Annotated in this window: 3 protein-coding genes and 1 pseudogene; 2 read left to right on the top strand and 2 right to left on the bottom strand. The window is 65.3% G+C overall.

What is annotated here, in order from left to right; translation table 11 throughout:
• Both YO9_RS0115420 and YO9_RS0115415 read left to right on the top strand, forming a co-directional pair.
• Positions 1-1,366: DUF349 domain-containing protein (locus YO9_RS0115420; protein ID WP_031273476.1), on the top strand; the 1,366-nt coding region annotated here is incomplete at its 5' end.
• Positions 1,367-1,469: 103 nt separating this feature from the next.
• The gene (locus tag YO9_RS0115415; protein WP_016998301.1) at positions 1,470-1,655 is read left to right on the top strand and encodes a hypothetical protein; all 186 of its coding nucleotides are present in this window, start codon (positions 1,470-1,472) and stop codon (positions 1,653-1,655) included.
• A 440-nt stretch (positions 1,656-2,095) separates the two neighbouring features.
• On the opposite strand, the pseudogene YO9_RS0115410 reads toward YO9_RS0115415, so the two are convergent.
• Together YO9_RS0115410 and secF are read right to left on the bottom strand one after the other, a co-directional pair.
• Positions 2,096-4,505: pseudogene (locus tag YO9_RS0115410) on the bottom strand (RelA/SpoT family protein).
• Positions 4,506-4,637: 132 nt separating this feature from the next.
• Positions 4,638-5,684, bottom strand: coding sequence for a protein translocase subunit SecF (gene secF / locus YO9_RS0115405; RefSeq protein WP_016998300.1), 1,047 nt, complete (start codon positions 5,682-5,684; stop codon positions 4,638-4,640).
• Between the last annotated feature and the right edge of the window lie 168 nt (positions 5,685-5,852).

The following is a 5,852-nucleotide window of genomic DNA, read 5'->3' as shown; positions in this document are numbered from 1 at the left end:
CGTTCCCGCGCCTGCCGCCCCTGCGCCGTCGGCCCCCGTGGTCGCTCCGGCTCAATCGGCCCAGTCCGCTCCGGCCCAGGAAACGGCCAAACCCGCCCTGGCCACGCCGGAATCCGTGGCGCGTGCCAAGCAGCACGGCCGCGCGGACGAGAACGGCACCGTGTACGTGACCGTGGACGGTGAGGAACACGAGTGCGGCCAGTTCCCGAACGCGACCGAGGACGAGGCCATCGCCTACTTCGCACGCAAGTTCGACGACGCCGAGGCCCAGGTCGACCTGCTCGAACAGCGTCTCGCGGCCAAGGCTCCCACCACGGACATGCGCAAGACGGTCGAACACGTGCGCGAGCAGGTGGCCGCCCGAGGCATGGTGGGCGATCTGGCCGGGCTCTCCGCGCGACTCGATGCCCTGGACGGCGCGATTGGCCAGGCCGAGGCCCGTGAGAAGGAAGAGCAGCAGAAGGCCAAGGCCGAACACCTGGCTCACCGCACGGCCATCGTGGAGGCCGCGGAAAAGGTGGCCGGTCAGGACCCCGAGAAGACCCAGTGGAAGCACTCCTCGGAGCGCATGGGCGAACTCTTCGATCAGTGGAAGGCGCACCAGCGTTCGGGCGTGCGGCTGTCCAAGTCGGACGAGGAATCCCTGTGGAAGCGGTTCCGCAAGGCCCGCACCACGTTCGACCGGCACCGCAAGGCGTTTTTCTCCAAGCTGGACGAGACCAATGCCAAGGCCAAGCGGGCCAAGGAAGCGCTGATCGCCGAGGCCGAGTCCCTGTCGAACTCCACCGATTGGGGGCCCACGGCTTCCAAGTACCGCGATCTGATGGACCGTTGGAAGGCCTCGCCTCGCGCGTCCCGCAAGGACGACGACGCCCTGTGGTCACGTTTCCGCGCGGCCCAGGACGTGTTTTTCGATGCGCGTAAGGCCGCCAACGAGCAGATCGATCAGGAGTTCGAAGCGAACCTGGTGGTCAAGGAAGAGCTGCTCGCGGAAGCCAAGAAGATCCTTCCCGTCAAGAATTTGGATCAGGCGAAGAAGGAGCTCGCGGCCGTGCAGGCTCGCTGGGAAGAAGCCGGTAAGGTTCCCCGCGCCCACATGCGGCGTGTGGAAAGTGAACTGCGTGCCGTCGAGGACGCCGTCAAGAAGGCCGAGGACGACCAGTGGCGTCGCTCGGACCCGGAGACCAAGGCCCGGTCGAACTCCATGCTGACCCAGCTCGAGAACAAGATCGCGGATCAGAAGGCCGCCATCGAGGCCGCCCGTGCCTCCGGCAACGAGAAGAAGGCGACCAACCTCGAGAAGGATCTGGCCACGAGCGAGCAGTGGCTGGCCACGCTGCAGGCTTCGGCTTCAGAGCTGAACTGATGTGAGCTGAGCGCACTGCACAGTGAACGGGGATCGTTCCGGTTGTCCACAACCGGGGCGGTCCCCGTTTTCTTTACCCGCCGGCATCGGTTCAGATGGGATCATGACACCGCCGCAGCCGCAACCCACCGAATCCGTTGATCCCTTCCCGTCCCGCTGGGGAACGGGACAGGCAGCGGTGCTACGGCCCGGCCACCCGTTCAGTACCACCGAGTTGGCCGCCATGGCCTCGGACGGGATCCTGAACAAGATTCTGCTCGACGCCACGTTCCCGTGGGAACGGCCATGACACGAACCGCCAAACTCCATGTGCTTCGGGCGGTGGTTCCTCTCCACCTGCAACGCCGGGGAGTACTGGGGCGGCTGGGGGCAGCCTGGTTCTACGATTGCGCCGATGTGCCGGATCCATTGCCGATTCTCGTGGCCAAGGAGGCCCGGACCACCACCACGCTTCCCCGCGGCTTCAGCCTGCATCAGACGGCGTTCAGCGCCTTTGATCGGATCAGCCACGAGGACCTGTTCGTGACCAGTCCCCTGCGCACCACGGTCGATGTGGCGCTTCATGTGCCCGGCGCGGACGGCACCAGGGCGTTGCACTGGCTCATGGCCTCACCGCACCTGCACTGTCCGCCCGAACTGGTCCTGGCGGCCTGGACGCCGTGGGCAAGAAACCCGGGCGCGGCAAGCCGTGGCCAGGGTGCGAAAGGTCGGGCGAGCGGTGGAACGAGGTTACGAAGCAACGGGTCGGTGACCCGAGGTGCGGTACACGTCGTACACGCCGTCGATCCTGCGCACCTGGTTGAGCACGTGATCCAGGTAGCGGGTGTCGCCCATCTCGAACGCGAACCGAGAGATGGCCAACCGTGAGCGCGAGGTGTGCACCTGCGCGGACAGGATGTTCACGTGGTTCTCGGACAGCACGCGGGTGACGTCGAGCAGCAGCGAGTGCCGGTCGAGGGCCTCCACCTGGATCTCCACCAGGAACAGCGAGGACTGCGTGGGGGCCCAGCTGACTTCCTTGACCCGCGGGTCTTCGGAGCTCAGCAAGGGCTTCATGTTGTTGCAGTCCTTGCGGTGCACGGAAATGCCGGCGCCACGGGTCACGAACCCCACGATCTCGTCCGGCGGAACCGGCGTGCAACAGCGTGCCAGCTTCACGTAGACGTCCGACATACCCTGGACGACCACGCCCGAATCGGACACCGTGGCACGGGCCGGTGCGGTGACCTTGGTGGTCTCCGCGAAGTCCTCTTCGGTGCCTTCCGCTCCGCCGTGGTGCTCGATGAGCTTTTCCACGACCTGTTGGGCGTTCACCGCGTCATTGCCGAGCGCTTCGTACAGCGCGGCGACATCCGACCGGTTGAAGTCCTGGGCAACCGACACGAGCGACTCGTGGGTCACGGTGCGCTGCAACGGCAAATGGTGCTTGCGCAGCGCCTTGGTGAGCAGGTCCTTGCCGCGCTCGATGGCTTCCTCGCGGCGTTCCTTGGAGTACCACTGGCGGATCTTGGTGCGCGCACGCGGCGATCCCACGAACTTGAGCCAGTCCTGCGACGGTGAGGCCGACTCGGACTTGGAGGTCAGGATCTCTACACGGTCACCGTGTTGGAGCTTGGAGGACAGTGGCACCAACTTGCCGTTGACCCGGGCCCCGATCGTGTGGTTACCCACCTCCGTGTGTACCGCGTAGGCGAAGTCCACCGGGGTGGAACCCGTGGGCAGTGCCATGACCTCGCCCTTGGGCGTGAAGACGTACACCTCGGCCGTGTTGATCTGGTAGCGCAGCGAATCCAGGAAGTCCGAGGAGTCCTTGGCTTCCTCCTGCCACGAGACCAGGGAACTGAGCCAGTTGAGCTCGCCTTCCTTGGCCTTGGGCGTGGCGGAGTTCGCCTGATTGACCTGGTTCTTGTACTTCCAGTGGGCCGCCACACCGTACTCGGCGCGGTGGTGCATCTCGTGGGTGCGGATCTGGATCTCCACCGGCGCCGTGGGGACCGATCACCGTGGTGTGCAGCGACTGGTACATGTTGAACTTGGGCATGGCGATGTAGTCCTTGAAGCGGCCCGGCAACGGGCTCCACTTCGCGTGCAACACGCCGAGCGCGGCGTAGCACTCTCGCACCGTGTTCACGAGAACGCGCGCGGCCTGCAGGTCGTGGATCTCGTCGAAATCCTTACCGCGCACGATCATCTTCTGGTAGATGGAGTAGTAGTGCTTGGGGCGGCCCGTGATCGTGGCGTCGATGCCGGACTTGTCCAGCTCTTCCGCGATCAGGCCGCGGATCGTGGCCAGATTACGCTCACGCTCGGGGGTGCGCTCCCCCACCATGCGCACGATCTCGTCGTACACCTTGGGATACAGGGCGGAGAACGAGAGGTCCTCGAGTTCCCACTTGATGGTGTTCATACCCAGCCGGTGGGCCAACGGGGCGAAGATCTCGAGCGTCTCGCGCGCCTTCTTGGACGACGACGAGGACGACACGAAGCGCCACGTGCGGGCATTGTGCAGCCGGTCGGCCAGCTTGATGACCAGCACGCGGATGTCCTTGGCCATGGCCACGATCATCTTGCGCACGGTCTCTGCCTGAGCGTTCTCGCCGTACTGGATCTTGTCGAGCTTGGTGACGCCGTCCACCAGCGCCGCGACCTCTTCGCCGAAGTCCTCGGTGAGCTGCTCGAGCGAGTAGTCGGTGTCCTCCACGGTGTCGTGCAACAACCCCGCGACCAGGGTGGCTCCGGTCATGCCGAGTTCGGCCAGGATCGTGGTGACCGCGACCGGGTGCGTGATGTAGGGGTCACCGGACTTACGCTTCTGGCCCTCGTGATAGGAGTCGGCCACCGCAAAGGCACGCTCCAGGACGGAGAGGTCCTCATCCGGATGGGTGGCACTCACTGTGCGTAACAGCGGCACCAGTATGGGTGAGCCAGGAACGGATTCGCCGGAGAGCACGGACAGCGTGGACCGGGTGCGCTCGCTGCGACCAGGGAACACCGCCCGGCCGAAGATCGGGCGGGAGGCCGGCAACACGAAGTGGGTGCCCGCCGTCTCGATCCTCGAATTGGCGGGCAACGCCGAAGCGTCCTGGGGGTCTCGAGGCACGGAATTCTTTGCGCTCTGAGCATCCGACTCTGTCGTCATGGTTCCACAGCCTCCTCACGGATCACCGCTGGCCGGGACGGGTCATTGCGCCCGGTGCGCTAAGTAGCCCAGTGTAATAGCACGCCCCCGCACCTTACGGTACGGGGGCGAGTGTAACGGAGGTATGGCGCGTTATTCGCGCGGACCGGCCTGAACCGGATCGGACGTCACCGGGGCGCCGTCGGTCTGGCGTGCGTCCAGCACCTTGCGTTCCTGATCGCGCACGGCGGGTTCGAGCCCGCGCAACCACGAGTACATCGGCGCGGCCACGAACATGGTGGCGATCGTACCCACGATGATGCCCACGAACAGCGACAGCGAGAGGTCCTCCAGCGTGCCCGCGCCCAACAGGTAGGCACCGATGAAGAGAATCGCGCCCACGGGCAGGATGCCCACCACGGAGGTGTTGATCGAACGGACCAGGGTCTGGTTGACGGCCAAGTTGATCTGTTCGGAGAACGTCCGTTTGGCTCGCTCCTCCGGCGCGGAACCACTCAAGAGTCCCTTGGTGTTCTCCCGCACCTTGTCGAAGACCACCACGGAGTCGTAGAGCGAGTAGGACAGCACGGTCAGGAAGCCGATCACCGCGGACGGGGTGACCTCGAAATCGACCAGCGAATACACGCCGGCCGTGATCACAATGGTCGCCATCATGGCGGCAACCGCGGACACGGACATCTTCCAGGTGCGGAAGTACAGAGCCATGAGCACCGTGGCCAGCAGCACGAAGATCAGCAGTCCCCACAGGGCTTGCTGTGTGACTCCCTGACCCCACGTGGGACCCACGAAGTTCGAGGTCACCTGATCGTCCGAGGCACCGTACGCCTCTTGCAGGGAGTCCTTGACGGCCAGCGTCTGATCATCGTTGAGCTGCTCGGTCTGCACACGCACCGTGCCGGGAGCAATATTGGTCACGGTCACGCCGCTGGCGTCCGAGGAATCGGCCACGGCCCGCTCGCCGGTCTGGACGTCCGTGTTCTCGATCCCGGACACCGTGAATTCGGAGCCGCCCGTGAAATCGATGCCCAGGTTGAAGCCGCCCTTGACCACCGGGATCAGCAGCGACAGGGCCACCAGTGCGACCGTCAGGGAAAGCCACAGCCTGCGCTTCTCAACGAACGGGTAGGACTTGCGACCACTGTGCAGGTCATTACCGAAGCGTGCGAGTCGGTTGCTCATCGGGTGCTCCCCTCGGTCTGTTCGGTCTGGTCCACCGCGCTGGAACCGCCGGATTCGGCGGCTCCGTCCGCGGCGCCGTCGCCTGGGTTTCGGCCGCCTTCTGCCGACGACGCCGCTCGGCGATCGTCAGCCCGTCGCTGTCCTCTGGGCCGCGAACGCGTCCCGCGC

Origin of the sequence: Kocuria atrinae C3-8, assembly GCF_000286355.1 — a bacterium.
In the GTDB taxonomy this organism is placed as follows: domain Bacteria; phylum Actinomycetota; class Actinomycetes; order Actinomycetales; family Micrococcaceae; genus Kocuria; species Kocuria atrinae_A.
The sequence above is the reverse complement of the archived record's forward strand: the minus strand, read 5'-3'. Positions and strand labels throughout refer to the sequence as shown.

Excerpts from the sequence above, each read along its gene's own strand:
- YO9_RS0115415 (WP_016998301.1), top strand. The coding sequence starts at position 1,470 with ATGACACCGCCGCAGCCGCAACCCACCGAATCCGTTGATCCCTTCCCG.
- secF (WP_016998300.1), bottom strand. The coding sequence starts at position 5,684 with ATGAGCAACCGACTCGCACGCTTCGGTAATGACCTGCACAGTGGTCGC.